The 16,936-nt window shown below is 67.1% G+C and carries 9 protein-coding genes; 4 read left to right on the forward strand and 5 right to left on the reverse strand.

What is annotated here, in order from left to right:
• Positions 1-297: 297 nt before the first annotated feature.
• Positions 298-3,996 (reverse strand): methylmalonyl-CoA mutase family protein, encoded by a 3,699-nt coding sequence (locus AC3A5K_RS03980; protein WP_487616198.1) that lies wholly within the window; start codon positions 3,994-3,996, stop codon positions 298-300.
• A 579-nt stretch (positions 3,997-4,575) separates the two neighbouring features.
• Here AC3A5K_RS03980 and AC3A5K_RS03985 point away from each other — a divergent pair.
• Positions 4,576-4,770, forward strand: a complete 195-nt coding sequence (locus AC3A5K_RS03985; protein ID WP_487616199.1) for a hypothetical protein — start codon at positions 4,576-4,578, stop codon at positions 4,768-4,770.
• Between the two features lie 10 nt (positions 4,771-4,780).
• Here the strand turns inward: AC3A5K_RS03985 and AC3A5K_RS03990 are convergent, their stop codons facing one another.
• From AC3A5K_RS03990 to AC3A5K_RS04000, 3 genes are all read right to left on the reverse strand, one after another.
• Positions 4,781-5,371, reverse strand: a complete 591-nt coding sequence (locus AC3A5K_RS03990; protein WP_487616200.1) for a DUF488 domain-containing protein — start codon at positions 5,369-5,371, stop codon at positions 4,781-4,783.
• Between the two features lie 551 nt (positions 5,372-5,922).
• Positions 5,923-7,998, reverse strand: coding sequence for a C1 family peptidase (locus tag AC3A5K_RS03995; RefSeq protein WP_487616201.1), 2,076 nt, complete (start codon positions 7,996-7,998; stop codon positions 5,923-5,925).
• 703 nt (positions 7,999-8,701) lie between these two features.
• Positions 8,702-9,466: a 3-oxoacyl-ACP reductase gene (locus AC3A5K_RS04000; protein WP_487616202.1), complete on the reverse strand. Its 765-nt coding sequence runs from the start codon at positions 9,464-9,466 to the stop codon at positions 8,702-8,704.
• Between the two features lie 99 nt (positions 9,467-9,565).
• Between AC3A5K_RS04000 and AC3A5K_RS04005 the strand changes: the two genes are divergently transcribed.
• From AC3A5K_RS04005 to AC3A5K_RS04015, 3 genes are all read left to right on the forward strand, one after another.
• Complete coding sequence (locus tag AC3A5K_RS04005) at positions 9,566-11,128, forward strand: phospholipase D family protein (protein ID WP_487616203.1); 1,563 nt, start codon at positions 9,566-9,568, stop codon at positions 11,126-11,128.
• Positions 11,129-11,449: 321 nt separating this feature from the next.
• Complete coding sequence (locus AC3A5K_RS04010; protein WP_487616204.1) at positions 11,450-12,550, forward strand: Glu/Leu/Phe/Val dehydrogenase dimerization domain-containing protein; 1,101 nt, start codon at positions 11,450-11,452, stop codon at positions 12,548-12,550.
• Positions 12,551-12,698: 148 nt separating this feature from the next.
• On the forward strand, positions 12,699-13,856 hold the full coding sequence (locus tag AC3A5K_RS04015) for an isovaleryl-CoA dehydrogenase (RefSeq protein ID WP_487616205.1): 1,158 nt from the start codon (positions 12,699-12,701) through the stop codon (positions 13,854-13,856).
• Positions 13,857-14,094: 238 nt separating this feature from the next.
• Here AC3A5K_RS04015 and AC3A5K_RS04020 read toward each other — a convergent pair whose 3' ends face one another.
• The gene (locus tag AC3A5K_RS04020) at positions 14,095-16,929 is read right to left on the reverse strand and encodes a S8 family serine peptidase (RefSeq protein ID WP_487616206.1); all 2,835 of its coding nucleotides are present in this window, start codon (positions 16,927-16,929) and stop codon (positions 14,095-14,097) included.
• Positions 16,930-16,936: the final 7 nt, after the last annotated feature.

A 16,936-nucleotide genomic window follows, 5' to 3' on the forward strand; every position in this document is an offset into this window, starting at 1 on the left:
GCGAGAACCGTCTTTGACTGCCTTAAAATCCCAGCCAGAATAGGATATCGAGCTTTTGAGGGAGTGCGGTAAACTGCTGTCACATAAGTCGAGATCTTTGCTAGTGGAGTCCTAGCTCTCAATTCACCTAGAGCTCGCCGTCCTCTGCCGTGGCTTAATGATGCCCTAAGATAATTAAGATCACTATCGACCTTGCGCTTTTTTGCCATCAGTCGTCCCTGAAATTATTATTCAATATTCGTTAGATTGTCCATAAAAGCCCGTTTTCGACAGATATCTGTCTGCACTACTGGGCTCTCACATATTCCTTCGGTACTCCCCACCCACGTCATACAACGCATGGCTGATCTGCCCCAGGCTATGCGTCTTCACTGCTTCCATCAGTGCTTCGAACACATTGCGCCGTTCCCGCGCAGCGTTCTGAAGATACGCCAGACCATGCCCGTCATGGACCATCGGCGCCTGTTCGTCGGCGTCGGCTTGGTGGGCGTGTGAGGTCTCGCCCTTCGGCGCGAGGGCATTGCGGCCTTGCTGCCAGTTGCGGACGTTCTCGATCTGCTGGCCCTTTTCTTCTTCGGTGCTGCGAATCAGTTCGATCTCGGTGGCGATCTCGCCGGCGTGTTCCTTGGGCAGGAACATGTTCACGCCCACCAGGGGCAACGAGCCGTCGTGCTTCTTGTGCTCGTAGTACATGGACTCTTCCTGGATCTTGCCGCGCTGGTACATGGTGTCCATGGCGCCCAGCACGCCGCCGCGCTCGCTGATGGCTTCGAACTCCTTGTAGACGGCCTCTTCCACGATGTCGGTGAGGTAGTCGACGGCGAAGCTGCCCTGCCAGGGGTTCTCGATGAAGTTGAGCCCCATTTCCTTGTTGATGATCATCTGGATGGCGACGGCGCGGCGCACGCTTTCTTCCGTCGGCGTGGTGATGGCTTCGTCGTAGGCGTTGGTGTGCAGGCTGTTGCAGTTGTCGAACAGCGCGTAGAGCGCCTGCAATGTGGTGCGGATGTCGTTGAACTGGATCTCCTGCGCGTGCAGGGACCGGCCGCTGGTCTGGATGTGGTACTTCATCATCTGGCTGCGCTCGTTGGCACCGTAGCGCTCGCGCATGGCGCGCGCCCAGATGCGGCGGGCGACGCGGCCGATGACGGTGTATTCCGGGTCCATGCCGTTGGAGAAGAAGAACGACAGGTTGGGCGCGAAGTCATCCACGCGCATGCCGCGCGCGAGGTAGTACTCGACGATGGTGAAGCCGTTGCTCAGGGTGAAAGCGAGCTGGCTGATCGGGTTTGCGCCGGCTTCGGCGATGTGATAGCCGGAGATGCTGACCGAGTAGAAATTGCGGACCTTGCGGTCCACGAAGTACTGCTGGATGTCGCCCATCATCCGCAGCGCGAACTCGGTGCTGAAGATGCAGGTGTTCTGGGCCTGGTCCTCTTTCAGGATGTCGGCCTGCACGGTGCCGCGCACGGTGGCGAGGGTGCGGGCCTTGATGTCGGCGTAGGTGTCGGCGTCCACCATCTGGTCGCCGGAGACGCCCAGCAGGCTCAGGCCAAGACCGTCATTGGTGGGCGGCAGTTCGCCGTGATAGCGCGGGCGCTCGCGGCCTTCGAACAGCTTGGCGAGTTTGGCTTCGGCCTCCTTCCAGCGGGCGTCGTCCGCCTTGAGGTACTTCTCGATCTGCTGGTCGATGGCGCAGTTCATGAACATCGCCAGGATCATCGGCGCGGGGCCGTTGATCGTCATCGACACCGACGTGGTGGGCGCGCACAGGTCGAAGCCGGAGTAGAGCTTCTTCATGTCGTCGAGCGTGGGGATGTTGACGCCCGAGTTGCCGATCTTGCCGTAGATGTCCGGGCGCGGCGCCGGGTCTTCGCCGTACAGGGTGACGCTGTCGAAGGCGGTGGACAGGCGCGCGGCCGGCTGGCCGACGGACAGGTAATGGAAGCGGCGGTTGGTGCGCTCGGGCGTGCCCTCGCCCGCGAACATGCGGATCGGGTCTTCGCCAGTGCGGCGGTACGGGTACACGCCGCCGGTGTAGGGATAGCTGCCCGGCAGGTTTTCCTTGCCCAGGAAGGTCAGCAGCTCGCCCCAGCTCTTGTAGGTGGGCGCGGCGATCTTGGGGATCTTCTGGTGGCTCAGCGAGTCGCGGTAGTTGTCGACCTTGATCGACTTGTCGCGCACCTGGTACTCGGTGAATTCGTCGGTGATGGATTTCAGGCGCTGCGGCCATTCGCGCAGGAGTTTCAGCGATTCGCTGCTGAGAGCCTGGATGGCGTCGTTGTAGCGCTGGCGCAGGGTGAGCAGCGAACGGTCGACGGTGCTGGACGCGACGACGCCTGCCTGTTCGGGTTCGGCGGGCACGGCCGGAGACGGGCTGTCGACAACGGCAGCAGGCGCCACGCCGCCCGCCCCGTTGACGGGCGCAGGCGCGGCGACACGTTCGGGCGCAACATCATCGGAGTGGTAGAGATCGAGCGCCTTCGGCAGCTGGTCGTCGCCCAGTTCCTGCAAGGCCTGCCACATGGCCTGGGCGCGGTCGGCAGCTTCGGCCTGGCGCTCGATGTCGCTGTTGATGCGGCGGCCTGATTCGGCGATCTCGGCCAGATAGCGCACGCGCGCGCCGGGGATCAGCACGGTGGCGCGCGGCTCCTTGAGCGAGGTGTCGAGGCCGGGCTGGAAGCTGCACTGGCCTGCGTTGCCGGCGCCGGTCTTCTCGCGCAGCAGGCGGCACAGGTTGTCGAACATCCAGGTCACGCCGGGATCGTTGAACTGGCTGGCGATAGTGGGATACACCGGCACGTCGGCATCGGCGGTCTGGAACGCGACGCGGTTGCGCTTCCACTGCTTGCGGATATCGCGCAGGGCGTCCTCGGCGCCGCGCTTGTCGTACTTGTTGAGCACGATCAGCTCGGCGTAATCGATCATGTCGATCTTCTCGAGCTGGCTGGCCGCGCCGTAATCGCTGGTCATGACGTACATCGGGAAATCGACGAGATCGACGATCTCCGAGTCCGACTGGCCGATACCGGCGGTTTCGACGATGACGAGATCGTAGGCGAGGCTCTTGAGAAAGCCGATGCAGTCCTTGAGCACCGCATTGGTGGCGACATTCTGGCGACGCGTGGCCATCGAGCGCATGTAGACGCGATGGCTGCGCAGCGAGTTCATGCGGATGCGATCGCCGAGCAAGGCGCCACCGCTGCGGCGACGCGTGGGATCGACCGAGATCACGGCGATGCGCATCTGCGGGAAGCTGGCGAGGAAGCGGTTGAGCAGCTCGTCGGTGACCGAGGACTTGCCCGCGCCGCCGGTGCCGGTGATGCCGACCACGGGCGTGGTCGGGGGGGATTGGGGATTTGGGATTTGGGATTTGGCAGAGCGGCTTGCCCACCCCTTGCGCATCAGGGCGAGTTCGGATTCGGAGTAGACGCCGTCTTCGAGGGCGCTGAGGACGCGGCCGATGCCGATTTCGTCTTCGATGTCGGGCGCCTGCTCGGCCGAATCCCGGCTTCCGGCCGCCGCATCACGCGCCGCACCTGCGCGGCCCACGACGTCCTCGATCATTTCGACCAGGCCCATCTTCATGCCGTCGTTCGGGTGATAGATACGCTCGACGCCGTAGCCCTGCAGCTCGCGGATTTCCTCGGGCGTGATCGTGCCGCCGCCGCCGCCGAAGACGCGGATGTGGCCGGCGCCGCGTTCTTTCAGCATGTCGACCATGTATTTGAAGTACTCGACGTGGCCGCCCTGATAGCTCGACAGCGCGATGCCGTCGGCATCCTCCTGCAGCGCCGCACGCACCACGTCCTCGACGCTGCGGTTGTGGCCCAGATGGATGACCTCCGCGCCCTGCGACTGGATGAGCCGCCGCATGATGTTGATGGCCGCGTCGTGCCCGTCGAACAGGCTGGCGGCGGTGACGAAGCGCAGCGGCGAGGCGTCGGACTGGGCGGCGGTGGCGGTGGAATCGATCTGGCTGGCCGGCGTGCTCATGGCGCGCTCCTGCGGGTACAAAAGAGGCGTCGATTGTAGCGGCGGGGGCCTTGACGTTTTCAGTTGAAAATATGCTGCGGTGCGGCAATTTTCAGGGATTCGAGGGCGTTGCGGTGTGGGCTGTGTCAGGCCGCCCAGCAAGGGTTCGGCGCCCCGGCGTGCGCCGGTCAAGCCGGTTTGCTTCGCGTGTCTGGCGGGTCGCTGTGCGCTTATGCCGTGAGGTCGCGGTACGTGCGATACGCGACGCGACCCGGCGTGGCGTGGCGTCGAACTGAGGATCAACATGGCCCCCGCTCGACCAGACATGTGTCAGTTGAAGCCGCCGGGGCGACGACTGAAGATGCCAAGGCGCTTTCCGTCATCCAGCGAAAGACGGGATACCGCTTGATGGTGCGCGACTCCCCTCGCAGACGAAGGAAACACGCAAGTTCAGCCCGCCGCCCTGGGCGCTTTCAACAACCGAACGCCTGCTCACGCCAGGTCCCGGCCACTTCCGCGACGACCGCGATTGCGGACGGCATCTCCCCTGGCCTCCCGACAGACGCATCGCGCGCAAAACCCACCCGGCAGACCCCGCCCATGACCCCACTCGACAAACCTCTCAAGCGCGAAGTCCGCATCGGCGAAGACGCCTATTCGCTGACCATCGATCCCGACGGGCTGAAGCTCGTCCCCAAAGGCAAGCGCAAGGGCCTCGAACTGCGCTGGACGGATCTGGTCAGCGGCGATGCCGCGTTGGCGACTGCGTTGCAGGCGTCACTGGACGCGCCCTGAGCCGTCCGACTCAGAACAAGCCCGCCTGCGCCGGCGGATAGACGAGATCAGCCCCGGCAGGCCGCGCATCCGGATGCATCACGTGCGGCTGCACCTTGCCGATGTCCAGGATGTGGCAGACCTCGACGCCGCGATAGGTCAGCAGATCGGCGATCAGACGCCGGTGGCAGCCCCACCACAGCGCCTCGGCGCACATCAGCGCGGTGAGGCTTTGTGCGGCGACGGCGAGCGTCCGCGACAGACCATCAGCGAATTCATCGCTGGTCATGTGATCGGCGTAGCCCTGGAACGCGTTGCTGCGCCATGCGCCGTTCGGTGAGCCCGGCTGGGCGCGGCGACGACCGCCGAGTTGCGGCAGCCAGTGGTAGCCGATGCCGGCAGCCGTCAGCTGCTCCGCCATGGTCTCGCTGGCGAACCAGGGATAGCGACGCGAGCCCGGGAACCGGCGCACGTCGACGATGGCCTCGATGCGCCAGTGGAGGAGCAACGCGAGGAAATCGTCCCAGGACCGCGTCGAGTGACCGATGGTCCAGAGGGTGTCGATGTGGCTGCCTGAATCGGAACTGGGCATGGCAGGGTTGATCTGCGACGGGGGTGCCATTGGACTCGACGGGATGTCTGACGGGCGTCAGTCGGGTGTTGTGCGATGGCCCACGCTGGTAAGGGGCAGCCCGCCAAGGCGGCAGTGTTCTTGACGCAGGCGGCGCCCCGATGCATCTGCGACGCCTCGAAACACGAAAATGAGAACGGGCCCGGCATGGCCAGACATGCGTCTGTTGAAAGCCGCTGGGGCGACGGCAGGAAGACACCAGGACTCCGTTGACTTTGCGCAGACGAACCTTCGGTCTATCCGCAAGCGCTTTTGAAAGCCGGACGGCTGACCGTCCACTTTGGCCTTCACGCTGAAGGCTCTAGCACCACGAATCAACTTGGAGGCAGCGCTGATCGAGTCTGTCCGTTTCATCATTTCCGCAAAAGCAGGAATCCAGGGGCTCCCAGTCCATTGAAAGCGAAAGCACTGGATTCCCGCCTTCGCGGGAATGACGAACTTCAGCATTTGCATTGACCTCCCGTCGCTCCGTCGGCTTTCGACAAGCGCATGTCTGGTCACGCCGGAGCCAGCGACTTGCGCGTCGGGTCAAACGGCCCAGATCATCGCCGGCCCGTTTGCGCTAACGCTTCGTCCAACCGCGCCCGGCAATCCGCCAACCCCGCCTCCGACCGGTGGATCCGCACCGGCGCCGTCGTGCTGCGCTCGCCGAGAATCCGGCACAGCGTCGCCTGCAGCGTCGCAGCGTCATCGTCGAAGCCGCCGTGGCTCGTCGCCGCGCTGCCATCCGCCGCATGCGCGAGATCGCCCTGTACCGGCGCCTGGATCCAGTCGAGCTTGCCGGTCGCCAGCAGGTCGCGGATGGCGCCGTTGGATTCGATGAAGCGCGCCATGCCCAGCAGCGGCGTGCCATGCCGGTATTCGGGGCGCACCCAGCTGCGGGCGCGCGCCTCGAAGGCGTGGGCGATGAGGTACAGCAGCGACTTGTTGTAGATGCGGGCGCAATGGTCGTCCTGTTCCGCGCGGTCGCTCAGGGTGAAGAGTCCGGCGTGCGCGATCCTCCCGTCCGCCAAGGCGGGCGCGAAACTCTCTTCGAACAGCGCCATCGTCATCGCCGGCGCCCACAGGTTGAGGCTGGCGATGCGCTGACCGAGGCCCTGCATGCTGGCGGCGGGGCCTGCGAAGACCAGGCCGTCGGTGGTGAGCAGTTGCGCCAGCGGCGCGAGCAGGATCGCGCCGGCGCTGTGGCCGACGAGATGCAGTTCGACGGTGGGATCGGCCTGCATCCATTCGCCCAGCAGACGCGCGACCTGCGCGGCGCCGCCGGCTTCGGTGAGCTGATCGCCGTTGCGGATGACGGCCGTCGTCGCAAGGCGCGCGTTCTCCTTCATCTCGTCCCACATCGCCTTGCCGCCGAGCGCGCGCGCCAGCGGCTCGATGGTGTCGTCGATGCGATCCAGCAGCAGGCCCTTGGCCTCGTCCAGCAGGCCCTGGGTGCGCGGGCGCACGGCATCGCGCAGCAGATTGCCGAGCGTGCTCCAGACATCGGTCTTCCAGACGAAGCACAGCGGATAGATCTGTTGCGGCAGCATCAGTTCGCGCAGGTCGGCGACGCGCTGGATCGCGGCCTGCTCGGGCACGAGTCCGCCGTGCGCGTAGAGCATGACGCGCTTCTTCGGCCAGTCGCGGGTGATGCGCGGCAGGTCGTCGCGGATGAGGTTGCGTACGGCGTCCTGGCTGGTCCCGAAGCGCCCGCCGGTGCGCAGGCGGCCGTCGTTGCCGAGGCTGACGATGTGCGGCCGCAGGTCGGCCTGCGCGTAGCCGTTCGACTGCCGCGCCAGCGCGGAATTGCTGGCCGCCACCGCCTGCACGCGCTGCAGGCGCACCGGCACGGCGAGACGCGCCACCCAGACGTCGGTGCCCCGCTGCAGCCATTCGTCGTAGCTGATCCAGCCGTAACCGCGTTTGCCCCAGGCGGTGCCCCAGGAATTCTGGATCCAGAAACCGTCGCGGTCGTAACCGACGATGGCGAAGGCGTGATAACCGCTGACCGGCTGTTCGGTCCATGCGACCACCCCGGTTTTCGGCGGCGACAGCCAGCCGTCGTGCACGGCGGCGGACGCGTAGAGCACGCCGACTTCCGCGAACGCGGCGTGCATCGCCACCAGGTCCTTGTGGTTGACGCGGTAATAGGCGCCGAGCGGATGCGCCTGCGCGGCGCGCGCGCGTTCTTCGGTGTAGACCTCGTGCAGCGGGCCGGTGGTGTCCGGCCAGCAGTCTTCGGCGCAGACGCCGTGTCGGTGCCAGCCCTTCATCGCGCCGCGGCAGCTGGAACCGTCGTAGTCCTCGCCTTCCCACTCGTCGTAACGGCGCGCCATGTCGTAGAGCATGCGGGTGCTCATGCGCGCGGTGACCGGCTCGGGCTGGCGCCGGCGCAGCAGCGTATGCGCGACGGTCGCCAGGCCATAGGCGGTGCAGGCGCCCGCTTCGCCCTGGTCGAGCACCGGCACGCCGAGCCGGCTGAAGCGCGCCAGGGGCATCTCGCTGGGCACGTCGACCAGCGTGGGTTCGAACATGCGGTCGCGGAAATCCGCGGTGTCCGGGCGCGCGTCGAGCAGCCGCGGCGTGGGGGTGGAATCGCGTGGCGCCCTGCGTGCGCCGGTCTGTCGGGTCGCCATGCTGCTTCCTCCGTGCCTGCGTTGAACGCAGCCGGCGTCTGACACCGGCCTGACGGATCCCCCGGGCGCAGTGTGCACCCGTTGGATGACGTGAAGCGGACAGGCTGGACCTGGCGGGTCGCAGGTGCCGCGACGGGGGCTGGGAGGCGTGCAGTGGGCGGTGCGGGCGTTTGGGTGGGCATTCGTCGCAGGCTGCCGGCCGTCCTCGGCGCCGATTTCGGGTGCGACTGCGCCTTGGAGATTTCCCCGGAGTAGCCTCTCGTGCGCAAGCGCGCTCCTACAGGCGTGGCGACGGCCACCGGGTCCGAGGGATACGCAGGTCGTGCGGGTCAGCCGTGGGCCTTCGTCCGCCGGACTGGGCGTTGGAGACTTTCTCTTCTGGGACGCGCTGGCGATCCGCGCGGCCCTGGCGGTGCATCGCGAGGCAGCTGCGCGTGAGGCGCCGAGGATCGCCCGTCAGTGCGGAAGATGAAGCGGTGACCTGAGCACCGATGCAGGCGCGCGCTTGCGCGCGATGAGGATTCTCTGAGGAACGCCCTCGCGCGCAAGCGCGCTCCTACCGGTGCGCCGTGCGCGCATCGGGTGGACGCGGGTGGCGACGCTCCGGGCCGCGCAGACAGGACGCCCTCCATTCAACCCATGACGCGCCATCTCGAGCGGCCGACCCGATAACCAGCGTCCGTCAGCGCTTCGGCGTGCCCCGTCAGTCCTTGACCAGCCCGCCATCGACGACCAGATTCTGCCCGGTCACCGCCCGCGCCCAGGGCGAGGCGAAGAACAGCACGGCGTCGGCGAATTCGGCCGGTGTGGTCACGCGGCGCAGCGGCGTGGCGGCGGCGATGTAATCGAACACCGCCTCGGGCGTGACGGCGCTGGCATCGGTGGTGCGCAGCAGGCCGCCAGACACCATGTTGACGGTGATGCCGTCGGGGCCGAGATCGGCGGCCAGGGTGCGAGTCAGCGACAGCAGCGCGGCTTTCGCGGCGGTGTAGTCGTGATACGGCACGACGGGATTCTGGAACAGGTTGGTGCCGATGTTGACCACGCGTCCGCCACCGGCCGCGCGCATGCCCGGCAACGCGGCCTGCACGGTATTGAGCGCGCCGCGCACGCTGCCTTCGAACTGCGCGGCAAACCGCGACCAGATGATGGCATCCGCGTGCGGCCGGGCGTCGCCGTCGAAACGGAAATCCGCCAGCGCGTTGTTGATGACCGTGGTCACGGGCGCGCCGAAGTGCGTGGCCGCCTGGTCGAGCACGGCGCGCACCGCATCGGCGTCGGTGACGTCGCCCTTCACGGCCAACGCACGGCCCGGCCATTCGCCGGCCAGAGCCTCGGCGGCGTCACGGCTGCGATGGAAATTCACCACCACCCGCGCGCCCGCGTCGAGAAAGGTCCGGCTGATGGCCGCGCCCAGTCCGCGCGCGCCGCCGGTCACCAGCACCACCTGTTCCGACACGTCCACCATGGCCCTGCTCCGTCTGCGAAAGCCCGGCAGTATCGCAGCCACCGCACGGCGGCAGGACGAATCTGCGATGCTTGCACGGATGACCCGACCGTCCAGACCATGAAGAAACGCGTCAAGAAAATCGTGGGCTGGGGCCTGTTCACCCTGCTGGTCATGGCGATCAGCAGCATTTTCATTGCAGACCGGCTGCTGCCGCCGGCCACCGGACGACCGAGCACCACGCTGCCACTGGCCGATGACGCCACGGCACTGGACCGCGAACTCGTGCCGCTGCTGGCGCGCAATCCGGAGCACACCGGCGCGATCCTGCTGCCCGATGGGGTCGACGCCTACGCCGCACGCGCGATCTCGGCCCGGCAGGCCGGCCGCAGCCTCGACCTGCAGTACTACATCTGGCACGACGATCTGACCGGCCGGCTGCTGGCCAACGAGGCGTGGAAGGCGGCCGAACGCGGCGTGCGCGTGCGCATCCTGCTGGACGACATCGGCATCGGCGACATGGACGCCACGCTGCTGGCGATGGACTCGCACGACAACATCGAACTGCGCGTCTACAACCCGTTCCGCAACCGCACCGGCGTGCTGCGCCTGCTGGAGATGGTGCAGCGTGCCTGGGGCGTGAACCACCGCATGCACAACAAGGCGTGGATCGCCGACGGCCGCGTGGCGGTGGTCGGCGGGCGCAACATCGGCGTCGAGTACTTCAGCGCCGCCGAAGCCTTCAATTTCCACGACCTCGACATCGTGCTGTTCGGCCCGGCCGTGGCCCAGGCCAGCACGATCTTCGACGACTTCTGGAACAGCGAAGCCGCGATCCCGATCGCCGGGCTCAACCGCAAGCCGCCGGCCACTCTTCGCGAGGTGCTGGCCCGCATCCACGACGAAGCCGACAGCGAGGAAGCCCGTCGCTTCCTCGATGCGATGGATGTGTCGCCCAGCGTGCGCCGGTATTTCTCGCAGGAACTCACGCCGATCTGGACCGAAGGCGTGCGCGTGCTGTCGGACCCGCCGATCAAGTGGCGCGGCGACGACCGCAAGAACTGGCTGGTCGACCATCTGATGGACAACGTCACCTCGGCGCAGCACACCGCGCTGCTGATGTCGCCCTACTTCGTGCCCGGCCAGGACGGCGCCGATGGCCTGGTCGGCCTGTCCGAGCGCGGCGTGCATGTGGGCGTGGTGACCAATTCGCTGGCGGCCAACGACGTGGTGGCCGTGCACGGCGGCTACTCGCGCTACCGCAAGGAACTGCTGGAAGGCGGCGTGCACCTGTTCGAAAGCCGCAGCCAGACCGATGCCAAGGCGGCGAGCAGCGTGTTCGGCAGCAGCGGCGCCAGCCTGCATACCAAGGCGATCCTGGTCGATGGATCGCGCGGCTTCGTGGGCTCGTTCAATCTCGATCCGCGCTCGGCCAACCTCAACACCGAGATGGGCGTGCTGTTCGACGACCCGGCGCTGGGTGCGGCGCTGCTGACCGAGTACCTGCACCTGGCCAGCCCGGACATGAGCTACTGGGTGTATCTGGACCATCGCGGGCGCCTGCGCTGGCTGGACCGCGCAGAAGATCCGGCGCGCGCGATCGCGAAGGAACCGGGCAGCACCCTGCGCCAGCGCGCGACCGCACGCGTGGTGCGCTGGCTGCCGATCGAATCGCAGCTCTAGACGGCGCTGCGCACGGCAGCGTCAGCGCGCGCAGCGGTTCCTGCGTGGCGTTTCTCCGGTCGCCGGACGCGACATCGCGAATGCTGCACTGCGTCAGCCTTTCTGCTCCGCATCGGCTGTTCCAAGTGCCTGATGTGAATGGGATTTGTCCGCAATTGTTGCGTCTTCAACCAATTCCGGAACGACCCGCGTAAAATGCCGCGCTTCTCGCCATCACCGCGGCCCTGTCCGATCCTCCGGCCGCACCGGCCGATCGCATCAGCCCCCTCGCCGCTCCAGCCACCACACGTGCCGGGCCTCACGCCCGCGACGGAGTTTTGAATGATTTTCGAGCACCTCGACACCTACGGCCACGAGCAGGTCGTGTTCTGCCACAACAAGGATGTCGGCCTGAAGGCGATCATCGCGATCCACAACACCGTGCTGGGCCCGGCGCTGGGCGGCACGCGCATGTGGCCGTATGCGTCGGAGCAGGAAGCGCTGAACGACGTGCTGCGCCTGTCGCGCGGCATGACGTACAAGAACGCGGTGGCCGGCCTGAACATCGGTGGCGGCAAGGCGGTGATCATCGGTGATCCGGCGACGGACAAGTCCGAAGGCCTGTTCCGTGCGTTCGGCCAGTTCGTCGAATCGCTGGGCGGTCGCTACATCACCGCCGAGGACGTCGGCATCGACGTCAACGACATGGAATACGTCTACCGCGAGACCCAGTACGTCACCGGCGTGCACCAGGTCCATGGCGGCTCGGGCGACCCGTCGCCGTTCACCGCCTACGGCACGATGCAGGGCCTGCTGGCGGCGCTGAACCGCAAGTTCGGCAACGAGGACGTCGGCAACTACAGCTACGCGGTGCAGGGTCTGGGCCACGTGGGCATCGAGTTCGTGAAGCTGCTCAAGGAGCGCGGCGCGAAGATCTTCGTGACCGACATCAACAAGGAGCGTGTCGAGCGCGCGGTCAGCGAGTACGGCGCCGAAGCCGTGGGCCTGGACGAGATCTACGACGTCGACGCCGACGTCTATTCGCCGTGCGCCCTGGGCGGCACGGTCAACGAGCAGACGCTGCCGCGCCTGAAGGCCAAGATCATCTGCGGCGCGGCGAACAACCAGCTCGCCAACAACGCAATCGGTGACGAAGTCGAGAAGCGCGGCATCCTCTACGCGCCCGACTACGCGGTCAACGCGGGCGGCGTGATGAACGTGTCGCTGGAGATCGACGGCTACAACCGCGAGCGTGCGATGCGCATGATGCGCACGATCTACCACAACCTCACGCGCATCTTCGAAATCGCCGAGCGCGATGGCATCCCGACCTATATGGCCGCCGATCGCCTCGCCGAAGAACGGATCGAGATCATGGGCAAGCTCAAGCTGCCGCTGGGACGCGCGGCACCGCGCTTCCAGGGCCGCGTGCGCGGCGCCTGATCCAGCCGTACAACGCGATGGGGCTTCGGCCCCATCGTCGTATCCGGGCGCGGGCCGTGCTGCAAACGCACATCCCGGCACCCTTGAAATTCCCGCGCGCACGACGCGCACCGGCCGCCATGCGGCCCTGTCCGAACCAGGAGTCCAGATGCGTACTTTCCCGCTCGGCGAAGAACTCGACGCGCTGCGCGATGCCGTGCGCCGCTTCGCGGAGGCCGAGATCGCCCCGCGCGCCGAGGCCATCGATCACGACAACGCCTTCCCGCAGGACCTGTGGCCGAAGCTCGGCGAGATGGGCCTGCTCGGCCTGACCGTGCCGGGTGCGTACGGCGGCAGCGAGATGGGCTATCTCGCGCATCTGGTCGCGATGGAGGAGATCTCGCGCGCGTCTGGATCTGTCGGCCTGAGCTACGGCGCGCATTCCAACCTGTGCGTCGCCAATCTGTATGCGAACGCGACCGAGGCGCAGCGGCAGAAGTACCTGCCGAAGCTGTGCAGCGGCGAGTGGAAGGGCGCGTTGGCGATGAGCGAGCCGGGTGCGGGATCGGACGTGGTCGGCTCGATGAGCTGCCGCGCCGAACTGCGCGGCGACGTGTGGGTCGCCAACGGCAACAAGATGTGGATCACCAACGGCCCCGAGGCCGATGTGCTGATCGTCTACATGCGCACCGCGGGCAAGGATGCGGGCTCGAAGTGCATGACGGCGTTTCTCGTCGAGAAGGGCATGAAGGGCTTCAGCACCGCGCAGAAGCTCGACAAGCTGGGCATGCGGGGTTCGAACACCTGCGAGCTGGTGTTCGAGGACTGCGAGATTCCCGCAGACAACGTGCTGGGCGAGGTCCACGGCGGGGTCAAGGTGCTGATGCGCGGCCTCAACACCGAACGCCTGGTGCTGACCGGCGGCCCCCTGGGCCTGATGCAGGCGGCGCTGGATCTCGCCCTGCCCTACGTGCGCGAACGCCGCCAGTTCGACGCGGCCATCGGCACCTTCGGCATCATGCAGGCCAAGATCGCCGACATGTACACGTCGCTGCAGTCCAGTCGCGCGTTCGCCTACACCGTCGCACGCGACTACGACGCCGGCCACAGCTCGCGTGTCGACGCGGCCAGCTGCCTGCTGCATGCCTCGGAAGCCGCGGTCCAGGTCGCGCTGGAAGCGATCCAGAGCCTCGGCGGCAACGGCTACATCAACGAATACCCGACCGGCCGCATCCTGCGCGATGCCAAGCTCTATGCGATCGGCGCCGGCACCAACGAGATCCGCCGCATGCTGATCGGACGGGAGCTGTTCGACGGCAAGAGTTGATGACGAGGGCTGCGTGTGCAGGTCTGCCTGCACCTGTCGGGCGGGCGCATGGAATCCTTCCGCAGCGTGTGCGAAGTAGGTGCTCGGAAGACCGCCAGTTGTTCTCGAGCACGCGATTGCACAGCTGTGACCACCTGCGGGAGCGCGCTTGCGCACGATAGCCTGTCGCACAAATGCGCTCCCACAGATCAAAAAAAAGGCCGCCCTTGGGGCGGCCTCTTGAGTTCCGGACAGCCGGTCAGAACCCGTAGGCGAGTCGCATCGACGCCATGCGGTCGGTGCCGCGCGGTCCGAACCGCTGGTCGACGCCCAGCATCATCCGCGCGCGCGGCGTCAGCCAGGATTCGAGGCCCAGACCCACCAGCCCACCGGAGCGTGCCGGCGCAAGCCCGGCAATCGGCGCCCAGGCTTCGATGCCGGTGAAGCTGGCCTGCAGGTCGAAGCCGCTCGACGACAGCGTCTGCTGCCATTCGCCGTAGCCGTGCAGCGAGAAGCCCGGCGCGTCCCAACGCGCACGCAGACCGGCGATCGCCTGGCTGCGTTCGATGTCCCAGCCCGCACTGCGCAGACCGAAGCCGTCACCACCGCGCTCATCGAAGCCGTCGCTGCGCAGGCGCACCTGCTCGGCGCCCACGTACGGCCCGAACGCCGCGGCGCCGGCCTGCCATTGATGCCCCAGCTCGACCGCAGCCTGGGTGTAGCGGCCGGCGTAACGCGTCGACACGCCCTGCCACGATTCGCCAGCGAACAGCTGGCGCTGCATCTCGCGATCGAAGCGCCCGTTGCCGAGCTGCGCCATGACGTAGCTGTTGCCGAAGCTGCGCGCGAGGTAGGCCTGTGCCTGCGTCTGACGGTCGCGGTTGCGATCACCGCGCGCTTCCGCGATGCCGTCGCCGCGCACCTCGCCGAAGGCGAAGCCGGCGACCAGTCCGTTCCCGAGCAGGTGATCGCGGCCGATGCTCCAGCCGTCCACGCTGAACCCGTCGCGCGCGAAGCCACCGGTCCCGCCCTGGCCCAGCGATTCCCGCCACACCCCGATACCGGCATCGGCCGATGCGAGCGAGCCGATGCGTGAGGCCACCACGCGGCGTCCCAGGTCGATGGTGTCGAACGTGGACGTCAGCGCCGCGGCATGCTGCGCGCCCGACATGCTTTCCAGCGCCGCGACTGCGGCCGACTCGCTCTGGATGCGCTGGAACGCACCTGCCGCATCGCCGAACGCGGTGCCGGTTGCGCCGCCCACCTGGCCATCGAGCCCCGCGAATGCACCCTCGACACGCCCGGCTGCGCCCAGCGCCTCGGCGCTGACGCCGGACATGGAAGCTGCGGCCGCCGTCACGTCGAGGCGGATGACGTCCAGCCAGACGAGATTGGTGTCGTAACGCAGGGTGCCGTCGAGAAACACACCCGGGCCGCGCGTCATCGTGTCGAAAGCGCCACTGATGCCATTGCCCGCCTCCACCACGTTCTCGCGGCGGGCATGCGTGTAGCCACTGGCGATCCCGGCCACCTGCAGTTCGCCGGCCAACGCAGCGGTCCCCTTGACCTGCAGCGGCGAACCGATCTGCCACGCGAGCCTGCCACCCGAGGCCTGCTGGAAATTGCCCTCGATCACGCGGGCGCGTCCGTTGCCCGCCACCGAGAACGTGCCGCGATTGATCAGATTGCCTCGCACGCCGGGCCCCCGCAATTGCAGGGTCGCGCCTGCGTCCACGGTCGCGCTCCCCGGGATCGACGACGCGAAGACCAGCGTGCCGGCCTCGGCACGCGTCGCACCCGTGAACGTTGCCGTGCCATCGAGGCGCAGCGAACCTGTGCCGCGCTTGATCAGACCGCCGGCGCCGCTGATGTCATTGCCCCATACCGAGGCGCCGTTGCCGACGTTGGCGGTCACGTCACCCCAGTCGAACCGGGCGGGCCCGCGCACTGCCTTGCCCACATTGAGCAGGCCATAGCCGAAGACCGGATCCACCCCGGGCGCACCGAGATCGGTCGCCGTGCCGAGCAGCGTCTGACGCACGAGATCGTTGTTGAAGTACGGGAACGCTTCCCAGACCAGGGCCGCCGCGCCCGACACGAGTGGTGCAGCGAGCGAGGTGCCGGAGTACCGGTAATAGGTCGGTGCGCCGGGCGTATCGTTCGTGCCCGTTACGACCACGGTGCCCGGTGCCACGAGGCAATAGCGCATCGCAACGCCACACGCGTTGGAATAGCTGGCCAGCTGCGTGGTGCTGCCTTCTGCGAGCGCGCCGACCGTGAGCCAGCCGCGCTCCAGGTCCGCTCCGGGCGTGGTGCCGTTGACGCCCGCCTTGCTCGGCAGGGCCGCGGTGTCGGACGGATTCGCGAAGCTCGAATTGCCCGATGCGAACACCACGAGACCGCCATGGTTGTTGATGAAGGGTCGGTACTCGGCGGCGATCTGCTCGGTCACGCTGAGGTTGTTCCAGTACAGCCCGCCCCAGGAATTGTTCATGACCTTGACGTTGCGCGTGATCAGGTCCTGATGGACCCGGGCCAGGCCCAGCGGCCCGCTGATCTCGTTGCCGCCGCCAGTGCCGTCATCTGCCGGCGGCTTGTCGCTGATGATGCGCGCCGACACCAGCTCGGCATCCTGTGCGATGCCGCCGGGCCAGGTCCCGAACGGCCGGCCTGCAGCGGTCTGCGCGATCGCGGTGCCGTGGCCGTCGACATCGTCGACGGACAGATTGTTGCCGGGACCGACGTAGTTGAGGTTCGCGACGACGCGATCCTTCAGTGCGGGATGGTCGCGCTGGATGCCGCTGTCGAGAAATCCGATGCGCACGCCCTTTCCGGTGAAGCCTGCCTGATGCGCCGCAGCGGTATTGGTGTCGACCAGGTGGCCGCTGTACGCCGGGTTCGGCGGCTGCACGGTCGGCGGCGGATTCGTCGTGTCCGGCGGCTTCGGCGAGACCACCAAAGGCGGTGGCGTGGGAATCGTCAGGCCACTGCCCGACCCGCCTCCGCCGCAGGCGACCAACGCGGTGGACAGCGCACACGCCAACGCCGTACGGCGCGCCACGCGCACGCCCGAGAAATGCAACGAATTCCGCATCTTGAAC

This window comes from Luteimonas sp. Soil_C_5, from assembly GCF_057656615.1.

Coding starts and splice junctions, on each gene's coding strand:
- AC3A5K_RS04005 (WP_487616203.1), top strand. CDS start 9,566: ATGAAGAAACGCGTCAAGAAAATCGTGGGCTGGGGCCTGTTCACCCTG.
- AC3A5K_RS04000 (WP_487616202.1), bottom strand. CDS start 9,466: ATGGTGGACGTGTCGGAACAGGTGGTGCTGGTGACCGGCGGCGCGCGC.
- AC3A5K_RS03995 (WP_487616201.1), bottom strand. CDS start 7,998: ATGGCGACCCGACAGACCGGCGCACGCAGGGCGCCACGCGATTCCACC.
- AC3A5K_RS04010 (WP_487616204.1), top strand. CDS start 11,450: ATGATTTTCGAGCACCTCGACACCTACGGCCACGAGCAGGTCGTGTTC.
- AC3A5K_RS04020 (WP_487616206.1), bottom strand. CDS start 16,929: ATGCGGAATTCGTTGCATTTCTCGGGCGTGCGCGTGGCGCGCCGTACG.
- AC3A5K_RS03980 (WP_487616198.1), bottom strand. CDS start 3,996: ATGAGCACGCCGGCCAGCCAGATCGATTCCACCGCCACCGCCGCCCAG.
- AC3A5K_RS03985 (WP_487616199.1), top strand. CDS start 4,576: ATGACCCCACTCGACAAACCTCTCAAGCGCGAAGTCCGCATCGGCGAA.
- AC3A5K_RS04015 (WP_487616205.1), top strand. CDS start 12,699: ATGCGTACTTTCCCGCTCGGCGAAGAACTCGACGCGCTGCGCGATGCC.
- AC3A5K_RS03990 (WP_487616200.1), bottom strand. CDS start 5,371: ATGGCACCCCCGTCGCAGATCAACCCTGCCATGCCCAGTTCCGATTCA.